General features: G+C 49.6%; 29 protein-coding genes and 3 tRNA genes. 13 read left to right on the top strand and 19 right to left on the bottom strand.

Annotated elements, in window-relative coordinates:
* Positions 1–148: 148 nt before the first annotated feature.
* Together WCV85_06740 and WCV85_06735 are read left to right on the top strand one after the other, a co-directional pair.
* Positions 149–1,006: an RNA polymerase sigma factor RpoD/SigA gene (locus WCV85_06740; protein ID MFA6474533.1), complete on the top strand. Its 858-nt coding sequence runs from the start codon at positions 149–151 to the stop codon at positions 1,004–1,006.
* A gap of 187 nt (positions 1,007–1,193) precedes the next feature.
* On the top strand, positions 1,194–2,357 hold the full coding sequence (locus tag WCV85_06735) for a hypothetical protein (protein MFA6474532.1): 1,164 nt from the start codon (positions 1,194–1,196) through the stop codon (positions 2,355–2,357).
* Between the two features lie 176 nt (positions 2,358–2,533).
* Here WCV85_06735 and WCV85_06730 read toward each other — a convergent pair whose 3' ends face one another.
* The 6 genes from WCV85_06730 to WCV85_06705 all read right to left on the bottom strand — a co-directional run bounded on the left by WCV85_06730 (position 2,534) and on the right by WCV85_06705 (position 5,027).
* The gene (locus tag WCV85_06730; protein ID MFA6474531.1) at positions 2,534–2,932 is read right to left on the bottom strand and encodes a DUF1801 domain-containing protein; all 399 of its coding nucleotides are present in this window, start codon (positions 2,930–2,932) and stop codon (positions 2,534–2,536) included.
* A gap of 262 nt (positions 2,933–3,194) precedes the next feature.
* Positions 3,195–3,270 (bottom strand) — tRNA-Ala (locus tag WCV85_06725).
* A 147-nt stretch (positions 3,271–3,417) separates the two neighbouring features.
* Positions 3,418–3,494: transfer RNA gene (locus tag WCV85_06720), tRNA-Val, on the bottom strand.
* 157 nt (positions 3,495–3,651) lie between these two features.
* Positions 3,652–3,727, bottom strand: a tRNA-Arg gene (locus WCV85_06715).
* 90 nt (positions 3,728–3,817) lie between these two features.
* Positions 3,818–4,864: a type IV pilus twitching motility protein PilT gene (locus tag WCV85_06710; protein ID MFA6474530.1), complete on the bottom strand. Its 1,047-nt coding sequence runs from the start codon at positions 4,862–4,864 to the stop codon at positions 3,818–3,820.
* Between the two features lie 10 nt (positions 4,865–4,874).
* Positions 4,875–5,027, bottom strand: coding sequence for a hypothetical protein (locus WCV85_06705; GenBank protein ID MFA6474529.1), 153 nt, complete (start codon positions 5,025–5,027; stop codon positions 4,875–4,877).
* 318 nt (positions 5,028–5,345) lie between these two features.
* On the opposite strand from WCV85_06705, the gene WCV85_06700 reads away from it, so the two are divergent.
* On the top strand, positions 5,346–5,600 hold the full coding sequence (locus tag WCV85_06700) for a DUF5654 family protein (GenBank protein ID MFA6474528.1): 255 nt from the start codon (positions 5,346–5,348) through the stop codon (positions 5,598–5,600).
* Here WCV85_06700 and WCV85_06695 read toward each other — a convergent pair.
* On the bottom strand, positions 5,561–6,028 hold the full coding sequence (locus WCV85_06695; GenBank protein MFA6474527.1) for a vitamin K epoxide reductase family protein: 468 nt from the start codon (positions 6,026–6,028) through the stop codon (positions 5,561–5,563). The genes WCV85_06700 and WCV85_06695 overlap by 40 nt on opposite strands.
* A 70-nt stretch (positions 6,029–6,098) precedes the next feature.
* Here WCV85_06695 and WCV85_06690 point away from each other — a divergent pair, with 70 nt between their 5' ends.
* Both WCV85_06690 and WCV85_06685 read left to right on the top strand, forming a co-directional pair.
* Positions 6,099–6,467 (top strand): hypothetical protein, encoded by a 369-nt coding sequence (locus tag WCV85_06690; GenBank protein MFA6474526.1) that lies wholly within the window; start codon positions 6,099–6,101, stop codon positions 6,465–6,467.
* A 110-nt stretch (positions 6,468–6,577) separates the two neighbouring features.
* Positions 6,578–6,748, top strand: a complete 171-nt coding sequence (locus WCV85_06685) for a hypothetical protein (protein MFA6474525.1) — start codon at positions 6,578–6,580, stop codon at positions 6,746–6,748.
* A 79-nt stretch (positions 6,749–6,827) separates the two neighbouring features.
* Here WCV85_06685 and WCV85_06680 read toward each other — a convergent pair whose 3' ends face one another.
* On the bottom strand, positions 6,828–7,112 hold the full coding sequence (locus WCV85_06680) for an HU family DNA-binding protein (GenBank protein MFA6474524.1): 285 nt from the start codon (positions 7,110–7,112) through the stop codon (positions 6,828–6,830).
* A gap of 42 nt (positions 7,113–7,154) precedes the next feature.
* Positions 7,155–7,943, bottom strand: a complete 789-nt coding sequence (locus WCV85_06675; protein MFA6474523.1) for a TIGR00282 family metallophosphoesterase — start codon at positions 7,941–7,943, stop codon at positions 7,155–7,157.
* A gap of 244 nt (positions 7,944–8,187) precedes the next feature.
* Between WCV85_06675 and WCV85_06670 the strand changes: the two genes are divergently transcribed.
* The gene (locus WCV85_06670; GenBank protein ID MFA6474522.1) at positions 8,188–8,472 is read left to right on the top strand and encodes a hypothetical protein; all 285 of its coding nucleotides are present in this window, start codon (positions 8,188–8,190) and stop codon (positions 8,470–8,472) included.
* Between the two features lie 71 nt (positions 8,473–8,543).
* Here WCV85_06670 and rny read toward each other — a convergent pair whose 3' ends face one another.
* The 3 genes from rny to clpP form a co-directional block, all read right to left on the bottom strand.
* Complete coding sequence (gene rny / locus WCV85_06665; protein ID MFA6474521.1) at positions 8,544–10,088, bottom strand: ribonuclease Y; 1,545 nt, start codon at positions 10,086–10,088, stop codon at positions 8,544–8,546.
* Positions 10,089–10,267: 179 nt separating this feature from the next.
* The gene (locus tag WCV85_06660) at positions 10,268–12,175 is read right to left on the bottom strand and encodes a dockerin type I domain-containing protein (GenBank protein ID MFA6474520.1); all 1,908 of its coding nucleotides are present in this window, start codon (positions 12,173–12,175) and stop codon (positions 10,268–10,270) included.
* Complete coding sequence (gene clpP / locus WCV85_06655; protein MFA6474519.1) at positions 12,175–12,759, bottom strand: ATP-dependent Clp endopeptidase proteolytic subunit ClpP; 585 nt, start codon at positions 12,757–12,759, stop codon at positions 12,175–12,177. The genes WCV85_06660 and clpP overlap by 1 nt, the downstream gene beginning before the upstream one ends.
* 467 nt (positions 12,760–13,226) lie before the next feature.
* Between clpP and WCV85_06650 the strand changes: the two genes are divergently transcribed.
* Both WCV85_06650 and WCV85_06645 read left to right on the top strand, forming a co-directional pair.
* Positions 13,227–13,490: a hypothetical protein gene (locus tag WCV85_06650; GenBank protein ID MFA6474518.1), complete on the top strand. Its 264-nt coding sequence runs from the start codon at positions 13,227–13,229 to the stop codon at positions 13,488–13,490.
* 14 nt (positions 13,491–13,504) lie between these two features.
* Positions 13,505–13,738, top strand: coding sequence for a hypothetical protein (locus WCV85_06645; GenBank protein ID MFA6474517.1), 234 nt, complete (start codon positions 13,505–13,507; stop codon positions 13,736–13,738).
* Positions 13,739–13,773: 35 nt separating this feature from the next.
* Here the strand turns inward: WCV85_06645 and WCV85_06640 are convergent, their stop codons facing one another.
* From WCV85_06640 to WCV85_06620, 5 genes are all read right to left on the bottom strand, one after another.
* Positions 13,774–14,076, bottom strand: a complete 303-nt coding sequence (locus tag WCV85_06640; GenBank protein MFA6474516.1) for a hypothetical protein — start codon at positions 14,074–14,076, stop codon at positions 13,774–13,776.
* 385 nt (positions 14,077–14,461) lie between these two features.
* A complete protein-coding gene (locus tag WCV85_06635) occupies positions 14,462–15,439 on the bottom strand; it encodes a DHH family phosphoesterase (GenBank protein ID MFA6474515.1) in 978 nt (325 codons plus the stop codon).
* A gap of 65 nt (positions 15,440–15,504) precedes the next feature.
* Positions 15,505–16,335 (bottom strand): class I SAM-dependent methyltransferase, encoded by an 831-nt coding sequence (locus tag WCV85_06630; GenBank protein ID MFA6474514.1) that lies wholly within the window; start codon positions 16,333–16,335, stop codon positions 15,505–15,507.
* Positions 16,332–16,913 carry an isochorismatase family cysteine hydrolase gene (locus WCV85_06625; GenBank protein ID MFA6474513.1) on the bottom strand — a complete coding sequence of 194 codons (582 nt, stop codon included), beginning with the start codon at positions 16,911–16,913 and terminating at the stop codon, positions 16,332–16,334. Before WCV85_06625 ends, WCV85_06630 begins: the two co-directional genes overlap by 4 nt.
* A gap of 60 nt (positions 16,914–16,973) precedes the next feature.
* Positions 16,974–17,747, bottom strand: coding sequence for a helix-turn-helix domain-containing protein (locus WCV85_06620; protein MFA6474512.1), 774 nt, complete (start codon positions 17,745–17,747; stop codon positions 16,974–16,976).
* Between the two features lie 175 nt (positions 17,748–17,922).
* Here WCV85_06620 and WCV85_06615 point away from each other — a divergent pair, with 175 nt between their 5' ends.
* Both WCV85_06615 and WCV85_06610 read left to right on the top strand, forming a co-directional pair.
* A complete protein-coding gene (locus WCV85_06615) occupies positions 17,923–18,486 on the top strand; it encodes a hypothetical protein (protein MFA6474511.1) in 564 nt (187 codons plus the stop codon).
* A gap of 115 nt (positions 18,487–18,601) precedes the next feature.
* Positions 18,602–19,369 (top strand): methyltransferase domain-containing protein, encoded by a 768-nt coding sequence (locus WCV85_06610; protein ID MFA6474510.1) that lies wholly within the window; start codon positions 18,602–18,604, stop codon positions 19,367–19,369.
* Positions 19,370–19,412: 43 nt separating this feature from the next.
* On the opposite strand, the gene WCV85_06605 is transcribed toward WCV85_06610, so the two are convergent.
* Entirely contained in the window at positions 19,413–20,210 is a 798-nt protein-coding gene (locus WCV85_06605) for a helix-turn-helix domain-containing protein (protein ID MFA6474509.1), read from the bottom strand.
* 178 nt (positions 20,211–20,388) lie between these two features.
* Here WCV85_06605 and WCV85_06600 point away from each other — a divergent pair, with 178 nt between their 5' ends.
* From WCV85_06600 to WCV85_06590, 3 genes are all read left to right on the top strand, one after another.
* Positions 20,389–20,562 (top strand): hypothetical protein, encoded by a 174-nt coding sequence (locus tag WCV85_06600; protein MFA6474508.1) that lies wholly within the window; start codon positions 20,389–20,391, stop codon positions 20,560–20,562.
* A gap of 36 nt (positions 20,563–20,598) precedes the next feature.
* Positions 20,599–20,919 (top strand): hypothetical protein, encoded by a 321-nt coding sequence (locus WCV85_06595; GenBank protein ID MFA6474507.1) that lies wholly within the window; start codon positions 20,599–20,601, stop codon positions 20,917–20,919.
* Positions 20,920–21,429: 510 nt separating this feature from the next.
* The gene (locus WCV85_06590) at positions 21,430–22,023 is read left to right on the top strand and encodes a hypothetical protein (protein MFA6474506.1); all 594 of its coding nucleotides are present in this window, start codon (positions 21,430–21,432) and stop codon (positions 22,021–22,023) included.
* 80 nt (positions 22,024–22,103) lie between these two features.
* Here the strand turns inward: WCV85_06590 and rbfA are convergent, their stop codons facing one another.
* On the bottom strand, positions 22,104–22,478 hold the full coding sequence (gene rbfA / locus WCV85_06585; protein MFA6474505.1) for a 30S ribosome-binding factor RbfA: 375 nt from the start codon (positions 22,476–22,478) through the stop codon (positions 22,104–22,106).
* Positions 22,479–22,549 lie beyond the last annotated feature (71 nt).

Raw genomic sequence — 22,549 nt, 5'->3', positions numbered from 1 at the left:
CATATGCAAGTTCCAGACTGCAATTGATTCTTTTGACCTTCTGTGCAACCTTTGGTACAGTGGTCAACCATAATACAAAAGGGCAGTTATCTTACAACGGAGAAAGGAGAGTACTTTGAAAAATCAAGGAGATACGCAAAAAAACCAAATGGTTCGTGCAAAAGAAGCGAGATCATCGCTGGATTTCTACCTGAAAGAAATTGGCAAGTTTAAGCTCATCAGTCGGGAAAGGGAAGTGGTGCTTGCAGCAAAAATCAAGCTTGGTGACCAGGGAGCGCTTGATGAACTGGTAAAGGCAAATTTACGGTTTGTGGTCAGTGTGGCGAAGCGCTACCAAAACCAAGGTGTGCTCCTGGCTGACCTGATTAACGAAGGGAATGTTGGCCTAGTGAAAGCGGCAAAACGTTTTGATGCTAGCCGAGGATTTGTCTTCATTAGCTATGCCGTCTGGTGGATCCGCCAAGCAATCCTTAAAGCGCTGGCTGAGCAGAGCAGAATTCTTCGTGTGCCGTTGAACCGGGCGGGTGATAAGCACACTGTGAATGAGGTGAGCCAAAAATTGCTACACAGTTTTGATCGCGAGCCAAGTGTGGAAGAGATTGCTGCTGCAACAAAGATGACCGAGGCGGAAATTCTGGCGACCTACCAGGTTCGTGATTCCCACGTCTCACTTGAAATGTTCTTTGACGGTGAAAGTGATGGATCCGCAATGGACACCATCGCCGATGATCATGCAGTTCTAGCACCCATTGCCCTGGAACAAGAGGAGCTCCGCAACATCATCCGTTCATTGCTTTATACGCTTCCATCGAGGGACGCAGAAATCTTCATGCTCTACTTTGGGTTGAATGGTGAGGGGCCATTAACCTTAGAAGAGATTGGTGAACGGTACAATCTCTCAAGAGAACGAACTCGTCAAATAAAAAAGATAATCCTCAAGTGGTTTCAGCACCCCCTACGTGCGAAGCTGCTCCAAGATTTTCTCCAAAAAGATCGAACCTTCTAACAGCCACGTTGCACATGCGCGTGGCTTTTTCATTTACCCACTCTTCTTTTCTATTCCAAAACTCGACAAAGGAGCAAGATACGATATAAAGGTATGGATTCATCACGTAAAGTGGGTTCACTTGGTTTTAATTAACTACGAAAAATGCGGGAAATTCCTTAGCCTGACCATGTGCTAAAATGAATGCATGGGGAATCCTGAAGACTACCGACATGTACAGGAGAGTGAACCAAGTCCTGCGCTGGGGCAGCAGGATGATAGTCAGACGATAGAGAGAAGCCAGAGTGTGAATAAGCCGAATACGAAGGCAGAAAACTACGATTTTAATAAGGGCTGGCGGGAGCAGCTTACGGAACATCAAACTGAGAGGATCAAAAACTGGGCAGCTAAGGTCGTAACGCAGTGGCACGATGAAATCAAGCCAGACTACGTTTTTGTTACGGATTCGAGCGCCATTCCATATGGTTACGTACTCAAAGCGGCGTGGAAAGCAGCCTTCCAGGGAGAGGAATCAATCCCCAGGTTTCTACGGGTGGATCCAATGCTATTTAAATGGTTAGAAAATAACGATGACGGGTTGGTTCAAAAAATGGCGCAAGAATCTTACGCTCCTCAAATGGAGGAGCGATTGAAAAGAATTATTAGCAAGGAGAACCCCAAAATTATTGTCTTTGATGAGGGGAATATTCATGGCATTGAAACTTACAGCGACGCGCCAACGCAAAAAGATTACGATAATTTCTTGTATAAATTTGATAACAATACCGCAAAACTTGATACCAAAAATAGTGAAACCCAAAAACGTGGTATGTATTATGGGTCTCTGATCTCGGTTATAAAAACTTTCCACAAAATTTTGAAAGACAACGAGCCTGAGATATGGGGATCTCAACAGTCAACACCAGAAGTTTTAATAAATAGCTCAGCAAGAATGGACTTGTGGCACAAAGAAAATGTACCTAATCAAGTGAAAGAGCATATTAAACGGTATTGCTTAGACAATGAGATTAGTATTAATGATTTTTGGGAAAAAAAACTAGAAGATTCCGCAAGAAACCAAATACAGAATGAGGGCGAAAGATACGCTCAAGAAAAAAATATCAAATGGCCAATAAATAAAGAAATCTCCAGGAAGCCAACAAGTAAAGCATTGCATTCAAGAGATCGGCACGACGTTCGCAGTCAAGATATGGAGTATCAGGGGTTAAATGATTTTGAATGGGGGAAAGTGAAATCCACCGGCTACATAGTCAAGCATCCGGGACAGCGGAAAAGGGCCAGGGAATATGTTGATGAACTTCAGGTAATTGGCCAGGAAGCCGGGGAAGCCCTAAAAGCCAAGCAAAGCTAAATGGGGAAAATGGTTGCAAATAAATTCAAGGACCGCTACTCAACCCTGAATTTTCAGAACACGGCCAAGCTCGACGATGGCAGCATGTGGCCCGTTGCTTTTGCTTTGAAGAAGTTAGGGACTACTGAGGAAAGAAAATTGTTACGTTGCTGAAGCAGGCGATCAGGTAACACATCCTACTTCAGCCGCACCAGTTTCCCTCGTCGCTTGATAATATTCTTATAATCCCACTGGATGGTTTTTGCTTTCCGCAGCCAACGTTTGATGAGTGCATGCTTCAGCTCCTTACGGTCAGTGTAGATAACACCAGCAGCCTTGAACTTTTTGACGTTCCCAACGGGCAGGAGGTCTGTTTCAGCAAACGACATACCGCTCCAGAACAGAAGCTGCACACCCTGCTTCCGCAGCGAGTAACCAACAATTGGATTCCCAGCCAAAAACCACACTGGCCCACCGTGCCACACTTTACTCTCAGCCTTTGGCAAAGAGGCATCAATCACCCGACGTAGGGCATCGCAAATGCTTTTCTCCTTCTTTGCTTGTAAATTATTGTAAGCGGTTATCTCGTTAGTCATAATAATAGAGTAGCAATTCTGTGTTCGTCATGGCAATGCACTGGTATCTGAAAAAAGCTGCCGCTGTGAAAAACGCAGTGGGACGAAATTCGTGCGGAGTAATATTACTCAAATATGCTCAGCATCTCCGGGGTCCCCACGAATGTGGCGCGTAGTCCTGCCGCAGGACGAGCACGCGTTCGTGGGGCAAAGCGAGGCTTCGCGCGAAGGGCGGAACGGAGACGTAGCAACGTCTACGCGCAGCTCTGAGCGCGAAACGAGCTGGTGGACCCTACCGGGCTCGAACCGGTCACCTCCGCGTTGCAAACGCGGCGCTCTACCAAATGAGCTAAGGGCCCATAATTTTTTCCGGGGTCCCCAGAAATGTGGCGCGCAGTCCTGCATCAGGACGAGCACGCGTTTCTGGGGTAAAGCGAGGCTTCGCGCGACGGGCGGAGCGGATTCGGTAGCAACCGGATACGCGCAGCTCTGAGCGCGAAACGAGCTGGTGGGCAACGTAGGAGTCGAACCTACGACCTTCTCGGTGTAAACGAGACGCTCTAACCAACTGAGCTAGTTGCCCGAGCTTTCTTCGGGGTCCCCACAAACACGAAGCGGACCCTGAGTGAGCGAAGCGAATCGAAGGGGAGCACGGGTTTGTGGGGCAAAGCGAGGCTTCGTGCGGAGTCCGGAGTGGAGCCGTAGCAACGGCTACACGCAGGGCGGAGCACGAAACGAGCTGGTGCGCCCGGAGGGAATCGAACCCCCAACCCCATGGTTCGAAGCCATGTACTCTATCCGTTGAGCTACGGGCGCTCGGCTTCCAACGTAGCAGTGAACGCGCTGATATGCAAGAAACCCCGCTGGCTGCGGGGCTCGTTTATTGCACTTCGTAGACTATATTGCTTACCCTTTCAGTGTTTCTGGATTCAGCATGTACGCCCGGGCAATGTCTTCCGCAATTTCCCCCGCGTCGTACAAACGCTTCAAATCTTGGTCCATGGTGATCATGCCATCTTCTGCCGACGTTTGAATGACGGTTTTAATTTGCGCCACCTTGTTCTCCCGAATCAAGTTTGCAATTGCTGGCGTGTTAATGAGAATTTCCCGGGACGAAATACGTCCGCCATTCATCCGGGGCAAGAGCTGCTGGGAGATAATTCCCTTTAAGAAGAGGGAGAGCTGAATGCGGACTTGGTCTTGCTGGTAGGGTGGGAACACGTCGATGATGCGATCCACGGTTTGCGCGGCGTTGAAGGTGTGCAGGGTAGCCAGAACCAAGTGTCCAGTCTCCGCCAAGGTAATGGTGGCAGAAATGGTTTCCAAATCGCGCATTTCCCCCACCAAAATCACGTTGGGGTCTTGGCGCAACACATGCTTCAGTGCCTGGCCAAAGGAGAGAATGTCCGTTCCAAGTTGGCGCTGCTTGATAATGGACTTCTTGGATTCGTAGATGAATTCAATGGGATCTTCCAGGGTGATGATGTGCGCCGCACGGTCATTATTAATGTAGTCAATCATGGCAGCCAAGGAAGTGGACTTCCCACAACCCGTAGGGCCAGTGACCAAAATGAGCCCCTGCTTCTGCTTGATCAGGTCGTACACTACCTGCGGCATGGCCAAATCTTCCATGGCTGGAATTTGCTGGGAAATGATACGCGCAACTAAACCGGCGTTGTTACGCTCCCAGTGACAATTCACACGGAAGCGATACCCACCGGGAATCTCGTAGGACATATCCAATTCCCGGTCACCAATGAACAACTGCTTCTGCTTGTCATTCATGATGGAGAAAATCAACGCCTGGGTGTCTTTTGGCGCCAAGGGTGGAATACCTTCAACCTCAACTAAATTCCCATCAATGCGGAGGATTGGTGGTTTGCCGGAAACAATATGGACGTCGGAGGCCCGGCGGTCAACCGCGATGCGAAACAGGTCGTCAATTTTAATCATAAAGGACGCGTTACCGCTGGGCGGGTTTCTTTTTCAATGCACCAAAAATGCGCTTGGCCATGCGGTGGCCCAGTGACATTGATGCCTTTTCGTAGTACATGGTCTGTCCTAGCATGACCAAGCTAATATGCCCCGAGGGGAAGGCTGGTGAAAGTTTTTTCATATTTGTTCTTTATTTCTAAATGTATTCTAGCATGTTTTTTCACTTTCGTCAAATATACGAATACAGTTACGAAATACGAATAGATGCTACGAAAGTACGAATTACGAATAGGAAGAGTCTTGAGCTTTCACCACAAAACCCGTCCTCCCCTTTACTAAGGGGAGGTGCGGAGGGGTAATGCTTACCAGGAGAAGCTTGCCTTCGTGACGAAAGATTGGTGCAACCTCCAAGAAAATCTCCCCCCTTCCATACCCTAAACCCTAACGAGCATCCAAACCCTTGCCGCACTCCTCATCCTGTCCATGATATACTTCACATATGCCAAAGACGACCAAAGCCGTTGCAGAGCAGATCCGAACGCTCATTACTGGAGCCCTGGGTCTGATAGCGGCGTTAGCCTGGAATGAGGCGGTGAAAGACTTGTTCGCCAGGATTTTTGGCACCGCAAGTGGCCTCGTGGCCAAGTTTGGCTATGCAATCATTGTTACCGTTGTTGTTGTCTGGCTGACAATGCGATTGGCAAAACTTGGTGCTCAGGAAGCTGAGGAGAAGAACCAGGAGCGGAAGGAATGACGCGCCTCCACACTGGTCCACACCAGCAAGGCGATTGCCAGCATAACTACTTGCGAACCTAAGCACAGCACGCAAAACGTTTTCAGGTCAAAAATTTCCACACCTGTCAGAAACAAAGAAAAGCCCAGCCCGCCAAGACTTGCCAGCGCCAGCCCGCCCCACGCCAGGGTGGGCAGTTTTTTCATTAGCAGCAACCAGAGACTAACGACCAGCATAAGGGCATACCCAATGATCCCAAGCAAAGCAACCGGCACCCCGGCAATTTGGCTGGCCCAACTCTTATTTACCACATCGCAGTTGAAGGTTGCGTTGAAGTTGCAAAACGTAGAAGGTTCCACGGAATAGTGGAGCTTCAGGGCGTAAGCGGAAACAGCAATCCCAGCAAGGGACAGAATGGCGATTGTGAGCAGGCGGGTTCGGGTCGACATAGGTGCTGTTATAGTACTCGGGAAAATACCATCCGCCAAGGCGCTTGCCGCACTCCAGTGGTCATGTACAATGACTACACACACTGACGAGGAGGCTGATGTGTCTATAAACACAACGCTGAACCAGCAGCAAAAAGCTGAGTTACAAGCACTTGAGAAAACCGCAAAAGACCATTTTGGCAACACCGCACATTCCCTGGCAAAGCGTCCCCGAAAAATCGCAAAAATTCTTCTCCTTCGGTTGGCATGGGTACACTATCTCGTGCAATCACTCCCAGCAGACACGTACCGGATTTCCTGCCAGGCAAAGTTAGCACTGAGTTTTTCCGCCTTTACCAATGGGGATTTAGAGAGCTGCGCCTGCCAACTCCAGGATGCAGAGGATGACTACATGTCGCTGAGTGCACAGTATCCGAAGTTCATACAACCCGCACGCTAATACAACGCCCCGACCACATGGCCGGGGCTTTTCATGTTTCTTTTTTGACTGCTTCCAGACTCATTGGTATGCTTGGAATAGTAGAAACTTTAAAAAAGTGAGAGTTGAAAATGGCGCACAAACGGTGGCATTTTTTCCTGCCTTGGACAGTTATTGTCCTGATTGGTGGTTCTCTGAGTTGGAATACACTCCGCGCAAATGAGCTCTTTGAAACTTCTGTGGGAATTATTTTTGTTACTTGGTTGATTGGCGCGTTGCTCTACGAAATTCAATACGGATAGTGTTTCCAAGCATGCACACTTTAAAACAAAACTCCGCCCTTGTATGTCCACAAGGGCGGTTTACATTATGGAAGAAAATTTACGCTGGGTGCTTCAAACAGTCTTTCAGGGCTTTGCCAGCCTTGAACTTGGGGACGCGGACGGCAGCAATCTGAATTTTCTCGGTTGGATTCTGAGGGTTGACGCCGGTACGTGCGGAACGCTCTTTCGCCATGAACGTGCCAAAACCTGTGAGGGTAACCTCTTCATTCGCTTGGAGCGTTTCCATAACGGTTTTCTGAAAACCTTCCAGCACATCCTCCACCTGCTTCTTGGGCTGGTTGAGCTTTTCGGCTAAACGATCAATGAGTTCTGCTTTGTTCATACGGCTCACCCCCTTTCGGTTTGGAAGAAGTAGCTGCTCCTATTATACCGTACTTTGGCGGTCAATGCGCTGGATGGCTGTTGCCTTCCCATCAGTCCCAACTTCCACCAAAACGCTGCAGAATTGCACGGGCCCATGCTCAGCAATTTCGTGGGGCGGTTTCCGATTTTCCAAGAAGCGCGGCATAATTGCCTCCCGATCCACGCCAATAATGCCATTCTGCAATCCGCACATACCCAGGTCTGTAACGTAGGCCGTACCACCTGGGAGAATCCGCGCGTCCGCCGTTGGGACATGCGTGTGCGTGCCTACCACCAATGTTGCCCGACCGTCCAAGTACCAACCCATGGCGACTTTTTCACTGGTCGCCTCAGCATGGAGATCCAGAATAACCAGGTCATGCTTTGGGTTTTCAGTCAGCAGTTTTTCCACCGCCACAAACGGTGATGTTGGTTCATGCGCCATGTTCACCTCACCGCTCAAGTTCATAACGAGAACCTCTTTGCCCGCAACGGGAAAAACCTTCGCACCAACCCCAGGGAAGGTGGATGGATAATTCGCCGGCCGCAGTACGTGCGTGTCCGGGTCAGTCAGCAGCGCTGCTGCATCCATTTCTTTGCTCAGGATGTGATTCCCAGACGTGCCAATCATCACCCCTGCAGCCTGCACTTCGGCCCAAGTTTTCTTGGTCACGCCTTTGCCATGCGCCAGATTTTCCACATTAGCCAGAATCACGTCCGGGGAAAACTCCTTTTTGAGCTGTGGCAACAGCTTGGACACGATAGCCCGACCAGGTTTACCCACAACATCGCCTAAAAAAAGAATGCGCATGCACAAACCATACCGTACTTCGTGGGCGTAGGCAATTCCTGCATAAGCTTGACACCCAAATGCTCCTGCCCGTAAGCTGTTCACACAAGGAAAGGAGTAAAAAGTGTTGAAAGCGAAAATGTTCATTGTCCTACTTTTTGGTTGGTTACTAGCATCATGTACGAGTTCGCCCCCATCCACCCTGTCTAGTAAACTTTCCCCGCCACTTGACCAGCTATACCATCTAGCCTGCGAGGTGGATAGTATGGATCAGGCAGAAAGTGAAGCAAGCAGACTTTATTCTGCTTACCACATGCCATTCAGAGTTGGTAACGGAAATGGACCTACCTCTTGGCGAACAAACGTTTGGATCGATCCGATTAACCAAAATATTGCGACATTAACAGCAATTGATTCCGTTATTGCAACTGTTGCTACTGATGTTCGGAAAGATGGCGGTCGATGCTCAATAACCATCGATATGTGTGATTTGCGTGTCCTGCAACAGTGCTGGGCCGTGCGGGCCATATGGTTGCCTGGTCGGGGCTAGAACTCCATAATCCCATAAATGCAAAAATACCAGCGGTAGTAAAACCGCTGGTTTTCTTTTGCTTCGGGTAATTACCTGGCGTACTCGATAACGCGTCGCTCGCGGATTACCGTCACCTTAATTTCTCCCGGGTACTGCAGCTCTTTTTCAATGCCGTTGGCAATTTCCCGGGCAAGCTTGATGGCGCCAAAGTCGTCCAACTTCTCTGGGGTGACGAACACCCGAATTTCTCGGCCTGCTTGAATGGCGTACGCCTTGTCCACCCCTTCAAACCCGCCGGCCAAACGTTCCAAATCTTCCAGGCGCTGGATGTACTGCTCAATGCTGTCTTTGCGCGCGCCTGGGCGTGAACCGGAAATTGCATCCGCAGCTTTCACAATTGCACCTTCCAGTGTCTTGGGACTGTCCTCATGATGGGAAATGCACTGGTAGGCAACTTCCTCTGGCATGCGGAACTTCCGGCGCAGAATGTCGTAGCCAATTTCCGGATGCGTCCCTTGGATGTCATGATCCAATGCTTTGCCAATGTCGTGAAGCAAACCACCTTTCTTACACACGCTCACGTTGGCATTCAGCTCTTCGGCCAGCAGCCCAGCCACAATGGCGACTTCCACCGAGTGGCGGAGTACATTCTGGCCGTAGCTGGTGCGGTACTTCAAGCGACCAACCAGCTGCAAGAGTTTGGGGTCCAAACCTGCAACCCCTACTTCGTATGCCGCTTCTTCACCCGCCTTCTTCATTTCTTGGGAAATATCTTTCTTGGCTTGCGCAACAGCCTCTTCAATGCGTCCGGGGTGAATGCGGCCATCGGACATGAGTTTTTCCAACGCACGTTTGGCCACTTGGCGACGGGTGGGCGAGAAGCCAGATACCACAACCGAGTCGGGAGATTCATCCACCAGAATTTCTACGCCAGTCTGCAGTTCCAGGGATTTAATATTGCGACCTTCCTTGCCAATGATGCGGCCTTTCATTTCCTCGTTGGGCAAAGCCACCAGCGTAGTAGTGGTTTCCGCGGTGTGGGGTGAAGCCACGCGCTGAATTGCCAGGCTAATGAGATTTTTCGCTTGCTGGTCAATGGCTTCGGCGGCTTGCTCTTGGTGCTTCTTCAAACGGTCAGCTAATTCATCCTTCATATCCCGCTCCGTGGCATCCAGCAACACCCGCTTCGCCTCGTCTTTACTCAGGGCGGCAATTTTCTCTAACTTCGCCACCTGCTGCTCACGAATGGTCGAAAGTTCTTTATGCACGTTTTCCAAACGGTTTTCCTTTTCTACCAATTGCTTCTGGCTCTTCTCGATTTGCATTAACTTTTGATCGAACGTGCTCTCACGCGTTTCTAAACGCTGCTGCTGTGCCTGAATCTCCCGGCGACGTTGGTCTTCGTCCCGTTTTGCATCTTCAATAATCTTCATGCCTTTTTCCTTGGCCTTGAAGAGAATTTCTTTTTCTTGCTGTCGTGCTTCTTCTTCCGCTTTCTGCAAGCGGGCTTCTGCGGTTTCTACTTGCTTGGAAGCCCAAACTTTACGAGCGAAGTAACCCACGAGCATGCCGCCGAAGGTGCCAATTGGTAAAAGGAGTACCCAAAACCAGGTGCTGAAGTTGTCGAAGGACATAGAAGTATGGAGGTAAGGTTGGTCATAGAGTGCTCTGCGTGCACGAAATGCGTGCAGGAACTGAGCTTTCCTACCTTAGCACAGAGGTTTTTGGGACGCAAAGGTCGCTTGGAGAATGCATCATCGCCCCACATTATCACGCATTGCACAAGGATGGCCTGAACTGAAGACTTTCTTGGTTACTTTCGCTTTTGCTGACTGCAGGTAGGGGCGGGACCCCCTCCAAAAATGTAATTAATGAGGTACACCGCATCGCCAATATCCGTTTGGCCATCGTTATTTGGGTCACCGGAAACCGGGGTGGTGCCATTGGCGAAGATATAGTTAATAATATTCACCGCGTCTCCAATAGAAATTTTGCCATCTCCATCTGCATCACCACAGAGCATTGGGCCATTGAGCCAAATGGGATTACTAAAACTTCGATGACCAAGGGTCGTACGTGCCTCTACCCACACGGCAAAAGGTGGAGCAACGTTAAGATCGGCGAGTGTCCGCGTGAACGTTTGATCCAGGCCGGTGAGCGGTACAACCTGATGCGCCTCCGTACCAGGGGAAAGGACGTGTAGGGTAAGGGTGCTGAGGTTCCCAAACTCTACGCTGGAAAGCGAGCGTACGTGTACATTTGCGGTTGGCTGAAAAGTAATTCGATCCCCCACCTGCGCGAGTGTTGTACTCCCAAGACGAATTTCGGGTATAACCAGCGGACCATCAGAAACGATGCCTCGACCATTGCGTAAGGCGTCCATAATCCCGGTTTGCGTCAGACCACCAGGCAATGGAACAACCGTGTGCACTTTTCCGGAAGCCGTCTCATTCGCCGCCACGTCAAAGGCGCCATTTGCGTTGAAGACTTTGTAATTTGCATCACCATGCGCGTCCGAACCGCCCAGCAGAGAAATGTTGCGAAAAATATTTGCGCGGACCAAAGCATTGTACCGAACAATGCCGCGCTGCCATTCCGCGTCCCAGTTGGTATTTGCCGTCCAAGGAAACGGGCTCATGTTGTCTGTGGTCACATTACTATTCGTGACGGAGGTTGGCCGCTCGTTGAAAATCTCCAGACCCACAAAAACCGGGAAGCTGAGCGCGGTGGTGTAATTCGCGTTTGACCACGGTGGTAAGAAGCCAAAGACGTCGATGGGCAACGAATCGCTCTCCGGATGTGAGGCATACGCCACGCCGTTCGCGTCGGTAATATCCGTTAGGACGGCGGACAGCGTGCGGGGTTGGTTTGCCGTGACGTTGAAGCTTGGTACTATATCCGGCCCCGCGATCCACTTGTTCAACCCTAAACCCAAAACATGAATACGATCATCCACCGATTCGTTCGTCTCATTCGTATCTACGGAAAATTCCAAGCCGGGAATGAGGCGGAACGTTGCATTGGACGCTGCCAGGCTGCGTGCAACGAGCTGATCCCATTCGGTGGCGGTCACATCGTAGGAATGCTCCGTGAGCGTGGTCCACTGCATGCCAATTGCCTGCGACGCTTCCACATTGAAATCAAAATTTCCGCCATACTCAAAGGCGTTATCCGTAAACTCGCTGTGGAAATGTGTATCGCCCCGGTACCAACCAGGCAGCGATGGCCAGGGACTAGCAATCTTCACCTGCAAGTGCTGGCTGTAGGTATGCCAGATGAGTTGATCGCGGAAGCGAATGTCCACCCGCAGCGGCAAGGTCTGGCCAGGCGTTAGACCAACCTCGGTAGGCGTCAGTTCGCGTACGCGAATCCCCCAGAATGATGCATTCACAACCAGATCTGGGTTGGGGTCGTACCGAATAATTTCGGTGTTCGTATCGGTCCGCGTGTAGCTAATGTAATCCAGCAGCGCGCTGTCTGATTGCGCATCTTTAATGAAGGTGATGACAGGAATGTCAGCATTGGCACCTAGCCGGTGGACCCACGGCGCATCCGAGACAAAATCTTTGGCAGGGGTGTTTGCGTACTTTGGGTCTGGCTGCGTGGCCGAAATGACTTCAACGGAAACTGCAGCTTGGGCCGGCGCGGCAAAAATGAGGCACGACAAAAGAATGCCAAGCGCTCCTCCCAGGAAGAGCAGCGTGGAATGTATGCGTCGCATCAACTTGCCTTGGAAATTATTTTGTCCACGATGCCGTACTTTTTGGCATCCTCAGCAGACATGTACTTATCCCGGTCTGAATCTTCCTCAATTTTCTTAACGGACTGGCCAGTGTGCTTGGCCAAAATTTGGTTCAGCCGGTCTTTAATCTTCAAGATATGCTCCGCGCGGATTTTAATATCTGAGGCCTGACCTTCCGTCCCACCCATAACTTGGTGAATGAGGATTTCTGCATTCGGTAAAGTGAAGCGCTTTCCCTTCGCGCCACCGGCCAGGAGCACCGCCCCCATGCTGGCAGCCATCCCCACGCAAATGGTGCTCACGTCCGGTTTCACGTACTGCATGGTGTCATAAATCGCCATGCCAGCCGTGACCGAACCGCCGGGGGTGTTCAGGTAAATTTTAATATCCTTGTCTCGGTCTTGGTTTTCCAAGAGCAGTAACTGCGCAATGACTGTGTTGGCAACGCCATCGTCAATGGCATCACCTAGGAAGATGATACGGTCTTTGAGCAGGCGAGAGTAGATGTCGTATGCACGCTCACCAAAGTTGGATTTTTCAATGACGGTTGGGACTAGGTACATGGTTGGAGGGGTAAAGGGTTTGGGTGTGGAAGCGAGTATGGATGGAGGGGTTGGTTGAGGGGAAGAGAAGGCAGAAGCACGATCTACGTCTTGAAGGTATACTGCGGTTTGGGGGAAAAGTCAACCCGGTTACGAATTACGAAAAGGGATACGAATGAAGATGGAGAGGGATAGGAATACGGTACACAAGATTGCAGAACGTCTCCCTCGCCCTTTGAGGGAGAGGGAACAAGGGAGAGGGAAAGAGGTTTTGTTGAAGCGCCAGGTGGAGTTGGAAGGTTGGGTGTGTTTTTCGAAAATGTATCACCCTCCTTCCCAACCCAACGTCCTAACGAGCATCCAAACCCTTGCTCTACCACAAACCCTCACAAAACCCTTGGCGAAGCGGATTAAAAGGGCTACTTTTAGCTCTACCATTTTTTTAGTACACTAGAAGCTCATAGCAAAACGTTTTCGTAGGAGGAAAAATGCCCTTTGTAAAGAAACTTGCCTTTGCTGCGAAAAAAGCAAATGGTGAGCCAGAGCTGATTGCTCCAACTATCCTGCAGGCCATGTTTACCTTTGGCATTTCCCTGGAACGGGATGAACATGTTGCGTGCGCAATCCAGGCGGGAATATTGGCCGAGCGGCACAAAGACGTGCCTCACGAAGAACTGCCTGCAGTGCTGCAGCATGAAATTGACCCTCGGAATTTCCTTGAGCGTTTCCAGGGAGATCCCCAAACCAGATAACTCCAGGAGGAGAAGTGCCAGAAACAAAAGATGGAACAGACCAAACGGAACAAGGCCATCCCAAACAGCATCTGAGCTACATGAACGATGTAGCGAAAAACGGAAAGGTTCGTCCGCTCCCGCCAGCGCTCATTCGGAAGACACGGCTTGGTGCACAGCAGCCCCCATGCCGACTCATCCAGCAAGAAATTCTGGATTGGGAAGCAATCCGTGCTGCCTCTTCCGAACCAGAGGCGCCAAAAAAATAGCCCGCATCCACAGGACACCCCAAGGTGTCCTTTTTTTATACCTTTTCCCACTTCACTCCTGAGGCAAAGACATTCAGCTCCTCCATCCACTGTGCTTCTGTTGCGCGTATAGTAGCACGACGCTTTTGTTTGATATCCAGCGCATGAAAATCTTCGAGAAAAGCCTTTAACCGCCGTGCCATGTACTTGTCTTTCCAATCAACTTTTATTTCCAGCGCTGGCTCATGGTCTAGCGTACGAAGAAATTCTGGAAAATCATACCCTGGAATACTCAAAAATTCCTCGCTTATATCACGATAGTGTACCTCCCGCTCTTGCTTTCCTGGTTCGCGTTCCATGGATAAAGTATTCCATACCAGGCCACGCCCGTGCAAGGAAAAAGGAGTGCCCTGTTGGTACTCCTGTATAGTTTAGTAGAGCGGTTTTGGATCTTCAGGGAAAGGGCCATCCAGTTTCATCGGACTACCTTGCATGGGTTTCCCGCAGTTGGGACAAGTGGGAGCCTGACCAAGAGGGACACCAGTTCTCTCATCAGCATGATCTGATATTGGGTTCGCGCCACAGCTGCAGGTCCAATAGTAGTTGTGAGCAGGGTACATGGGTTTTACCTCCTACCATGTTTTTTTGTAACGCCAGTATGTTCCAGTCAGCCTGACGGTGTCAAATGCAACCCAAACATCACCAAGAATTCCTGGGGTGTACATTCTTCCGCTCCGCTGTCTCTTACGTATTTGGTTGCACTCGCCAGCCATCCGGCGTTTGTACCAGATGACCCGGCACGGCAAAGCCCGCGGCTTTTTTGTGACCACCACCGCCAAAGTGCTTCTTGGCATACTCGGCCACGTCCACATCAGCCTGCGTCGTACGTAAACTCCCTTTCACCACACCCTCACGCTCTTTCAGCACCATCACCATTCTGGCGTCTTGCAGGGCGTTGAGAAAATTTGCTACACCTTCCATATCTTCTTCCACTGCACCACACGCATCCAAATCAGCCTGGGTGATGACTGTACTCACCAGCCCATCCGCATGCTGTGTCAGCCGGTCCAAGGCAATGCCCCAGAGCTTCAGGGTGTTCACGGACTTATTCCGCACAGTGTTTTCTGTAATTGTGCGGAACTTAGCGCCACGCCGCATGAGGGTACCAGCAATTTCCACCGCATCAGTGGTGGTGCCCAGATTGCTGAAACCACCCGTGTCTGTGAGAATGCCGGTGAGCAAGCAGGTAGCAATTTCTTGGCTAATGTGAATGCGATGGTGATCCAAAAATTTATACACCAATTCAGAACAGGACGACGCAGTGGGTTCCACAATATTCATATCCCCAAAGTGCGGGTTGGTACCGTGGTGGTCAATGTTGATAATCGTCGGACTCCCTTTTAGTTTTGCAACTAAAGAAGTCGCGCCGGCATAATCCAGGCTGGAAGAGTCCAGGGCCACCACAACGTTGAATGGGATGTGGGCAATTTCCTCTTCGGTGCTCTTCACATGCTCCCACAAGGGCAAGAACTGGTAGTGTGACGGCACCGGATGCGCGCAAAAAATATGGAAATGCTTGCCTTGATCCCGCAACCAGTTAGCCATGGCCAAATTCGCGCCCAGGGTATCCCCGTCCGGTTTCTGGTGGGCAATGAGGAGCACCTCTTTGGCTTCGGTAATGGCGCGGTGAATTGCGCGGTAGCTGGCAGTGTGGTCGGTCATAAAGTTAGCTACTGTACCCTACCAATGCGTATGCGTCAAGGGCCGCCCACACTCCACCCATATTATTAGCTTGCTTCAGTGCTTTCCGGCTTCACCAATTCCAATTTCCAAAAAGTTGGCGTGGTTGGCATTACCCGCGATGCATTTTCACCAAACTTTTCGGCTGCTGTGTCGGCATCAATAAAATATCCTTCTTCATGTGCAAGCTCTAACCCGGCTTGTGCAATGGCCTGCTGCATATTTTCCCGGGTATGTACCACCAAGCCAATCTGCTTTTCACCCCCACCAGCATTTTTCACTTTCCCGCTTAATCGGAATCCCTCCTTTTCTTCCAGTGCCTTGTAGGCGGCAATAGCATCGTCAGGATATTCCATGAAGTCTAATTTCCAATCTGACTCCAGCATATCCGGATGCATGGTAAGAAACACTGCCTTGCCGCCAGGTTTGAGAACCCGGGCAGTTTCCTGAAGTACTTTCTGCACTTGTGGAAGCTCCAAATTGTGCAGCACCATAAAAGACGTGGCAACGTCAAAAGATTTTTCTTGTATGGGCATGTTTGTGGCATCACCATTGATGAACATCAGCTGCTTCAGTGCCTCATACTTCTTACTCGCTGGTTCACCTTTTTCATCATCAGCAATGCCCAGCATAGATTTGCTGTACTCCAGGCCAACCACGGTTCCATCTTTTCCTACCATCTCTGCCATTCGGGCAGATGGGTACCCTGCGCCAGAGCCAATATCCAGGACTTTATCTCCGGGCTTAATCACTTCATCTCGGAGGTATTGAAGCATTGGATCCCTGCCCCAGATCCCGGAAGCATGCTCCATGGTCTTCTCTTCATTCCACTCTGGTGCGTTTTCTGGGTTGTACAGTTCTTGGAAATTTTCAGTCATAGAAGTACATCACGTAAGGGTACGATCTGCACGCCGACATAGTTCTTCAAGTATTGCAAGAATATGGCTTTCTGCTCAGCGCTTGAAACGGTCTCGGTTGCATCCTCAATGACGTAGGAACGATAGCCGCGGACGATTGCACCAATTGCCGTGTGGAACACGCAAACATCGGTATTAATGCCACAAAAATACACGTCGGTAATTTCTTGCTTCACAAGCGTGTCTTCCAAAGCAGATTGGTAGAAACCATCGAAATACAGTTTGACCAAGCGTGCATCAGAAGCAGCCGGTTGCAGCCCGAAAAGTGCATGCCCCCAGGTGCCAACGATTGCTGCATTGCTGTACGCACTATTCTTCCTCCCCTCCTGAAAAGACGCTTTGTAATTTTTCAGGCTGTAGTCTGACTGCAGAAAAAGCACAGGATCTGAACGCTTGTGCCAGGCATCAAGCAGCTGCTGAATTTTTGGCAGTAGTGCCTGCGCTTTCAGTAGCTTGTCATTGCCCAGCTGCTTGGCTACCTTCCCGTCAGGGCTGACAAAGTCATTTTGGTAGTCAACGACACAGAGTAGCTTTTTCATATTGTGAAGTATACGCCTACGGCTTGAAGTGAACGAGTGTCTATACTCTGAAAAAGTACCTTACGTGGACTGCAGCGCAGGCTGCGAAGCTGCGGGCAAAGTCTTCCACAGGGCTTCAAACAGCATGCGGTGCATGGAAACCAGTTCTTTACTCTCCATTTCCACGGCCACGGGGTTTTTGGTGTACTCCACAAAAATGACACTCTTCAGCAAAATGTAAATTCCCGCCTTGCTCCGCTGTTCGTAAAAGTTGTCCAAAATCCGGATTTCTGAATTAATCTCCTTTTCCTCTTTTTGCTTTTGCCGGGTATCTTCACTGGCTTCCAGAATTAACCGCGAGTGCATGCCAAACGCTGCTCGGCGCTTCACAAAATTGGTAAACCACTCCCGATCACGGCTAAGGAAAGCGGATTCGGAAGCAATGACTTGGTAGTCTTTCAGCCCCTTCTTCCGCTGGAGCAAAATCCCCTCGTACATACCCTTAATTGCCTGCAACCCGTCGTAGTACCGCACCCGCGGCCGGTTCTTCGCCCCCCGGAACAGCGCCGCCAAATCCGGTTGCGCGGCTTTCATGGTGCGGTAGGCTGCTTCGCTTTGTTCCACCAACTTGTCAGGGTCTTCTGCTGCATACTCACGCACTTTGCGGTCGTCCAGGGTAAGAATGAGCTTCTTCTGCACCAGCGTATCCAGAATGCTGTACGTGGTGGAACGTGGTAACCCAGCATTTCTTGCAACTTCCTGACCTTTCGCCCTCCCTAAAGCAAGAGCAGCAAGGTATACCCCAGCCTCCTTTTCATTGAGTCCAAAGTGCGTTAATGCCTCTTGAATGTTCATTTGACGAAGATTATGACAAATACTATATCACAATTTTAGCTTATTTTAGCCATTTTGTCAATTCCACTTTAATATTTTGCTTAAAGCATTGACAATATCTAAACTCTTCTTTATACTTCTTTGTTAAAAATGAAATAAAAGAAAAAACATTGTGAAAGGATGGCATAGTACAACAATGCGCAAAAAAGTAATCGTCATTTCAAAATCGAGACGAGTAAGAAAACCAACCTTCCGTTTTGGCACGTATGGTGTCGAATTCACTGGCCTAACAGATGTTACTGAACCAGAACACTCAATCACAGCGTATATTGATTCAGTTCGGCTGATAGTCAATATGAATCGTTCCATTGGTCAATACATCGCTGCCGGGAAATATGGTAATGTCGATCCGGAAATACATGAAGTGAACTTTCCACGAACCGGCGGTGGCACGCACTCCATTACATTGAAGCTAGTACAGTTTGACACCGAATGTGGTGATGCTGATGATGTGAGATGGTTACTGGAGAAATGTGGGTATCGTCCAGCAAACCTCCAAGAACTCCTTGCTTTTGGAGAGCAGCGAAAAATTCTGTGTGAACGACCAATTTTTGCTCTCAATTCTGTCAGCATTTCACCAGGAAAAATTGTACCTTACATTCGTTTGATACATCAGAAGCCCTGGTTGTGTAGCCTTTACTTAAACGCGGTCCATTGTCACGAATGTGTATTTGCTGCAGTGCCAAACTCTAGAAAATAATAATTCACCCCCATGTTTGTCGATCACTTATCAAAACATGGGGACTTCTCCCAGAACGCAAATAAAATTGTTGGTTGGGAGAAGGATAAAAAACCAAAAACGAGAGGATTGAAAAATGGATAACACGCAGAAACCGTACGAAGAGCAGACTGACTTCTGGAAATCCCGCCTGGGTTGGACCGTCATGGGTGACTGGCTGGGTCGCGTTCCGGCAGTGGAGCTGCTCAACCCACAGCCTGGTGAGCTCATTCTTGACGCGGGCTGTGGTGAAGGTCTGCTGACCCGGGTCATCGCTGATAGTGGCGCATGCGTGGTTGGCATTGATCGGAGCGAAAAAATGTTAGCCCGAGCAAGGCAACGAGAACAAGCTGACCCAAAAGTGGAGGGCTACTGCATGGGAGACATTACCCAAAGTCTCTTTCCCTACGTTCATGATGCTGACGCAGTTTTCTGCGCAGCAGTACTTATTCACGACAGCCCCAAGGAGTGTGCAGCATTTTTTCTGAATGCCTCACACGTCCTCAGGCCAGGTGGACGGCTAGTGGTGAGTATCATGCACCCATTCTTGTACCAATCCACATCGCCAACCCGTACCGGCCATGCAAAATGGGTACAGTACAAACCAGTAGAGCCAAACGTTCCGCTTACACGGTCGCAGAAGTTCGAGGAGCGCTACATGAATATCCACGGCGATGTCTTCGTCTCAGAAGTGTGGTACCACCCGGAGGATCTATTCCCACGTCTGCTGCGCGAAGCAGGATTGGAAGTTATCCGCCGGCAAGACACGTACGTCCGGCCAGAGCACATTGCCAAAAGCGCGCTGTGGGCAGGGAGTCCGTGGGGGCACCCAGCCTTCATACAGTTCGTTGCGAAGAAACCGTAGATTGCACTTTTCTAAAAAGGCGCCCGGACAACCGAGTGCTTTTTTATTTCTTCCGCTCAAGCAGTTGCTGGACATACTCATTCACATTCATACGCCGCTCACCGGCAAGAATGTATGCCAGAAAATTTTTGAGGACATCTGCCACCTCCTCACTTTCCAAAGTCAGCAGCGTTTCCTTCTTCATATTTATGACGTAGAGCGTGGAACGGAAAATGAGCACATCAATATCCGGACGAAGAAAACGGCTGGGAACCAACGAGGTAATCAATGGGCGTCCTTGGTGTGAGGCCAACGCTTTTTTATCGAGGGTGTGAAATAGCGCAAGCAGCTCTGTGCTCCCAATCCCTTCCAGGATAATTCTTCGCTTCTTTATCTGCGCATGAAACTTCTGGAAGAATTCCGGTGAAAGATTTTGCAGCGCGATTTTGGCGGATTGTGTTCCCTGGATAAAGTAAATTCTTTCCCCAACATGTGCCCGCAGCAATGCTGTGTAGGTTGTTTGAATGTTGTGCAGACCCTGAGAATACTGCACAACGTTATCTCCCAGGACAACCCGCTCGCCCAGGTTCTTTGCATGGGAAAATAGTTGCAGCCCAATTTGGAGCTGGTTGGTTATCACTGCTGAATCCGCAAGGCTCCATTCTCCATGCTTTCCGACCCTCACTCGGTGTAATAAGCCACGTCGTTCCAAGTTCTTGAGGAGAAAATGTGTCGTTGTTCGTGGTATCGCAATCTCCCGGGCTAATGCTGAGACCGTCATTGAAGCGTGTACCTGCAGTTGCAGAATAATCTTTTGCTCAACTGCTGAGAGGTTGAGGAGCTGAAAAAATTTTGTAGGCATGGGTGGCATAACCTTATGATATTAAGTGACAAGAATATTGTCAATTATTTATGCTGATTCTCCGCTAACCTTAGGGGTAAATATTCGTAACGCTTCTCACGTCTGGCGCTCTGCTTCCGCTGTTCATAGAGTAGAGACGAACAGGTTCTTTTTTTACATCAACACAATCGGAGGAATAATGCATGAGTCATTAAAATTTAGCTGTGTCATTGGCAGCTGCCTGGAGATTGCAGAAACTCCAGATGGCGGGAAAGCGCTACGACAGTCAAGTGAACCCGAAAAAGTTATTGTGCTCTCGGCTGAAGAATGGAGGGAGGTGAAAAGGAGGATTCAAACAGGAGAATTAGCTTAAATACAAAAACAACATCGAAAGGAGCTCTACGTGGTTATGTTTTATTCATTAAGCCCTGAACAACAAGAAGAAGTCGAGAGAGAAAATTTTAGAATACTCAAGGAAATACTGACGACGAGATCTAACTTCTTAGTTGCTGTACATGAAAAAGCTGAGAATCCAGACTTTGTCAGGGCTATTCAGCCGTATGAAATCCCTGCCCTACGAGCATTGCTGCAGAAGTACGAAAAAAGACTCCAAGAATGCGGTGCACCTCTTGAAGGAGCACTTGTCCAACGGGCGAAGGACGCGTTGGATCGGAGAGATCTGCAGGCACCAATCCTTCAGCGCTACATCGGGTGGTTAAAAACCGACTAATCGAAGAACCTTCCAAAAAGCGCCCGGACAACCTGGCGCTTTTTACTTACAAACAATTTTATTGACACAATGTTTGTGGGTGGTAAAGTAGCAGTGAAAAAACAAAAGTAACGAGGAGGTCATATATGCCAGCAAACAGGTGCAGTAGACTTGTTTGGCACCTTGGTTCATGCGTAGCTCTACTCTACTCAAAATCCACACCACCGGATTTCGAGAGTGTCATTCAAGAGGTCAGGCGAGTAACTGGCAAGAAACACGTAGATTGGCATTCTTGGGGTGGGCATGCGCGAGTGCTCGCCATAGGTGACCGAGAAAAAGTGCAAGATGCTTTATCGGCCATGCTACCCTCAGAATCCTTCGGAGTAAAAGACTTCACGTAAGTGCTCGCAAAAAAATAGCTCTAAGCGCCCGGACAACCTGGCGCTTTTTTTTATTTGACAAACCATTCCCCAGCAATCTAGGATAGCTCTAAACATACTGAACGTTCACAAACTGAAAGTTGAGGACACAATGCCGGACAATGATGCAAATGAAGTCTTCCGCGCCATGGTATACGAGGTGCGAGAATTCTTTCGCGAGGCAATACGACGACGAATGCGTGATCCAGAGAGGGTCAAAGCACTACCACACCCCCTGGAGCCAGGCGTCTGGTACTACCATCACCAGAAGTACTTCTTCCCGCCCGAACCAAGAAGCTTTGAGATGTGGGACACATTTTCCCGGAATGAGGTCTCAGGAAATGTCACCGGCACCATGACCATTTACGTGGACGGCACGCCGGTCTGGACTATGCACTACCAGGGCACGTTCCCCAGTCAATTACAGGCCGTGGTGGACTTTGAGCTGTTGGATGTACTGCAAAGAGAGCCGATGCGCAGATCCATCGGGATTATGGGTGGTGGTGGCCTGCCATGCGTGTACATTCAATCGAAAAATACGGGGGACTTTCTGGATTTTACCGGACGGAGGGAGTTCTTCAATACTCTGGATGAAGAGACGTACACTCCTATTGGCTGCTTGGAATTCCGTTCCTGGAGCTTGGTCCATGAGCAAGAACTTCCAAAGCCTGTACCAAGATTTAATGCACATGCAGTAAACGCATGAGTAAACGAGTGAGCAAAGCCTAGGGAACACCTTAGGCTTTTTTGACAAGCATTCGCCTTTTTCCTTTCAAAAAAATAAGTTTACTTTTCCGGTTGGACTTCTTCCTCCGGCGGCAACGTCTTCTTCACCTCATCCAGCAATGCTTCCATGTGCGCGGCATTTTGGCCCCGGATATCCAGACGGAAGTGGAGCGACGGAATGCGCGCCAAGGTAAGCCGCTTCATGAGCTCGTGCTGCAGAAAGGGCAGGCGCTTTTGCAAGAGATTGAGCACACCATTCCCATACTCCTCTGGCATCACGGACAGGAACACGCTGCAGTGCCGAATGTCACCCGTGGTTTCCACGCGGGTAATACTCACTAACGTCCCTGCGGCAAAGTTGATTTCGGTTAAAAAAAGTTCGCCCAGTTTTTGCTGGAGCAGTGCATTGAGTTGGTTCACGCGCTTGGAGGGCATGGTTGCAGGGGTAGAAGGTTTGGGTTTGGATTATTGTATGGGTAGATGGTGGACGGTTTTGGTAACGGGTA

Source organism: Patescibacteria group bacterium (genome assembly GCA_041665345.1).
Taxonomy (GTDB): domain Bacteria; phylum Patescibacteriota; class Patescibacteriia; order PEXW01; family PEXW01; genus JBAYJA01.
This window is presented reverse-complemented; position numbering and strand designations above follow the sequence as displayed.

Bases quoted from the DNA above. Each gene is read 5' to 3' on its own strand.
- WCV85_06685 (MFA6474525.1), top strand. From the start codon at position 6,578: ATGGCGCACAAACGGTGGCATTTTTTCCTGCCTTGGACAGTTATTGTC.
- WCV85_06615 (MFA6474511.1), top strand. From the start codon at position 17,923: ATGCGCAAAAAAGTAATCGTCATTTCAAAATCGAGACGAGTAAGAAAA.
- WCV85_06660 (MFA6474520.1), bottom strand. From the start codon at position 12,175: ATGCGACGCATACATTCCACGCTGCTCTTCCTGGGAGGAGCGCTTGGC.
- WCV85_06735 (MFA6474532.1), top strand. From the start codon at position 1,194: ATGGGGAATCCTGAAGACTACCGACATGTACAGGAGAGTGAACCAAGT.
- WCV85_06600 (MFA6474508.1), top strand. From the start codon at position 20,389: ATGCATGAGTCATTAAAATTTAGCTGTGTCATTGGCAGCTGCCTGGAG.
- WCV85_06670 (MFA6474522.1), top strand. From the start codon at position 8,188: ATGGATCAGGCAGAAAGTGAAGCAAGCAGACTTTATTCTGCTTACCAC.
- WCV85_06605 (MFA6474509.1), bottom strand. From the start codon at position 20,210: ATGCCTACAAAATTTTTTCAGCTCCTCAACCTCTCAGCAGTTGAGCAA.
- WCV85_06705 (MFA6474529.1), bottom strand. From the start codon at position 5,027: ATGAAAAAACTTTCACCAGCCTTCCCCTCGGGGCATATTAGCTTGGTC.
- WCV85_06675 (MFA6474523.1), bottom strand. From the start codon at position 7,943: ATGCGCATTCTTTTTTTAGGCGATGTTGTGGGTAAACCTGGTCGGGCT.
- WCV85_06620 (MFA6474512.1), bottom strand. From the start codon at position 17,747: ATGAACATTCAAGAGGCATTAACGCACTTTGGACTCAATGAAAAGGAG.
- WCV85_06680 (MFA6474524.1), bottom strand. From the start codon at position 7,112: ATGAACAAAGCAGAACTCATTGATCGTTTAGCCGAAAAGCTCAACCAG.
- WCV85_06740 (MFA6474533.1), top strand. From the start codon at position 149: ATGGTTCGTGCAAAAGAAGCGAGATCATCGCTGGATTTCTACCTGAAA.
- WCV85_06640 (MFA6474516.1), bottom strand. From the start codon at position 14,076: ATGGAACGCGAACCAGGAAAGCAAGAGCGGGAGGTACACTATCGTGAT.
- WCV85_06635 (MFA6474515.1), bottom strand. From the start codon at position 15,439: ATGACCGACCACACTGCCAGCTACCGCGCAATTCACCGCGCCATTACC.
- rbfA (MFA6474505.1), bottom strand. From the start codon at position 22,478: ATGCCCTCCAAGCGCGTGAACCAACTCAATGCACTGCTCCAGCAAAAA.
- WCV85_06690 (MFA6474526.1), top strand. From the start codon at position 6,099: ATGACTACACACACTGACGAGGAGGCTGATGTGTCTATAAACACAACG.
- WCV85_06700 (MFA6474528.1), top strand. From the start codon at position 5,346: ATGCCAAAGACGACCAAAGCCGTTGCAGAGCAGATCCGAACGCTCATT.
- WCV85_06595 (MFA6474507.1), top strand. From the start codon at position 20,599: ATGTTTTATTCATTAAGCCCTGAACAACAAGAAGAAGTCGAGAGAGAA.
- WCV85_06650 (MFA6474518.1), top strand. From the start codon at position 13,227: ATGCCCTTTGTAAAGAAACTTGCCTTTGCTGCGAAAAAAGCAAATGGT.
- WCV85_06695 (MFA6474527.1), bottom strand. From the start codon at position 6,028: ATGTCGACCCGAACCCGCCTGCTCACAATCGCCATTCTGTCCCTTGCT.
- WCV85_06610 (MFA6474510.1), top strand. From the start codon at position 18,602: ATGGATAACACGCAGAAACCGTACGAAGAGCAGACTGACTTCTGGAAA.
- WCV85_06625 (MFA6474513.1), bottom strand. From the start codon at position 16,913: ATGAAAAAGCTACTCTGTGTCGTTGACTACCAAAATGACTTTGTCAGC.
- WCV85_06730 (MFA6474531.1), bottom strand. From the start codon at position 2,932: ATGACTAACGAGATAACCGCTTACAATAATTTACAAGCAAAGAAGGAG.
- clpP (MFA6474519.1), bottom strand. From the start codon at position 12,759: ATGTACCTAGTCCCAACCGTCATTGAAAAATCCAACTTTGGTGAGCGT.
- rny (MFA6474521.1), bottom strand. From the start codon at position 10,088: ATGTCCTTCGACAACTTCAGCACCTGGTTTTGGGTACTCCTTTTACCA.
- WCV85_06590 (MFA6474506.1), top strand. From the start codon at position 21,430: ATGCCGGACAATGATGCAAATGAAGTCTTCCGCGCCATGGTATACGAG.
- WCV85_06630 (MFA6474514.1), bottom strand. From the start codon at position 16,335: ATGACTGAAAATTTCCAAGAACTGTACAACCCAGAAAACGCACCAGAG.
- WCV85_06710 (MFA6474530.1), bottom strand. From the start codon at position 4,864: ATGATTAAAATTGACGACCTGTTTCGCATCGCGGTTGACCGCCGGGCC.